The following is a 1,488-nucleotide window of genomic DNA, read 5'->3' as shown; positions in this document are numbered from 1 at the left end:
TGCGGGGCTCCTGCGATTTCTAGCTGAGCCCCTGCTGGCTTCCACGTCGTTTGCCAAGCGCCTTTTTGTATTCTCAGATACAGCGATCTGCAGCGGGATCCCGATGATGGATGTAGTCTTCCGGCTTTGGATCCCTATTCTGTTGGAGCTGCCTGTGAACTGGAATCTTACCCGCGCTTTTTCTCCCTCGAGAGGCTGGGCTATTGGCCTGGCAGTCGCCGCTCTACTGGGATCCACCCCCACAACGGCGCAGGAGACCTTCAAAGTGGGCATGGTGCTGGTGGGGCCGATGCAGGATGGCGGCTGGAGCCAGGCGCATGTGGAGGGCAGCGAATACGTCAAGGCCAAGTTGCCCGGTGTCGAGTTTGATTACCTGGATAAGGTGAACCCGGCGGATCGGCCCAATGTGCGCGCCTCCCAGGTGGCGGATGACATGATCGCCCGAGGGGCCAAGGTTATCATCTTTACTTCTGATGACCACAAAGACGACGCGATTGAAACGGCCCGCAAGCATCCCGAGATTGCGGTTATCCATGCTTCTGGGGACATGGCCTGGAAGGAGGGGAAAAATTACATCGATCTGCCCAACTTGGCCAACATCATGCCCCAGATGGAAGCGATGCGCATGGTGGCCGGATGTGCCGCGGCTCTGGGATCCGAAACCGGCAAAATTGGCCTGTTGGGACCTCTGATCAACGATGAAACCCGCCGTTACGCTGCTGCTGCTTACTTGGGGGCCAAATACTGCTGGGAAACTTACCGAGATCGTCCTGAAGAGTTGCAGTTCCGGGTGACCTGGATTGGCTTCTGGTTCAACATTCCAGGGGTTACTTTGGATCCAAGCAAGGTTGCCGATGACTTTTACAACAGCGGCTTTGATGTGGTGATGTCGGGGTTGGATACGCCGGAGGCGGCGGTACAAGGCAAGCGGGCTGCTGAGGCCGGAAAGCGAGTGCGCTACACCCACTACGGCCTGGCCAGCGGTTGCAACTTCGCGCCCGAAATTTGCCTGGGGGTTTCCTACTACAACTGGGGGCCAGGATACAAGCAATTGATCGAGGCAGCTCGCGCGGGCACCTTCGAGAGCCAATTCCTGCGTCCGCCCATCGACTGGTCGGATATCAACAACCCGGACACGTCTTCGGCAGGGTTCATCATGGGAGAAGCCCTGAAGCCGGAAGACAAGGCCAAGCTGGAGGAGTTTATTGCTGGCTTGGGGAATGGCAGCATTCAGCTCTTCAAGGGGCCGCTCAACTTCCAAGATGGCACGCCCTTCTTGGCTGAGGGGGAAGTGGCCAGCGAGGTCGAGATTTGGTATCTGGGCCAGTTGCTAGAGGGCATGGAGGGAGCCAGCAACTAGCGGAAGGCGTTCTAGGCTCCGGGTAGGGGGAAGAACCGGTCGGTTTCTTTCACCCGCTGACACCAGGCTCGGATCTGGGGAAAGGGCTTAAGGTCAAACCCACCCTGCTCCGCCACATGGGTGTAGGT

1 protein-coding gene is annotated in these 1,488 nt (G+C 58.2%); it reads left to right on the top strand.

Translation table 11 applies throughout. The features are described 5' to 3' along the window. Nucleotides 1-1,360, top strand: a 1,360-nt coding sequence (locus NW815_RS07265; RefSeq protein WP_414415850.1) for a BMP family lipoprotein, incomplete at its 5' end; no start/stop codon positions are given. Between the last annotated feature and the right edge of the window lie 128 nt (nucleotides 1,361-1,488).

The organism is Synechococcus sp. R6-7, from assembly GCF_047461695.1.
GTDB lineage: Bacteria > Cyanobacteriota > Cyanobacteriia > Thermostichales > Thermostichaceae > Thermostichus.
Note: the sequence above shows the minus strand (reverse complement) of the source record. Positions and strands in the feature narration are given on the sequence as shown.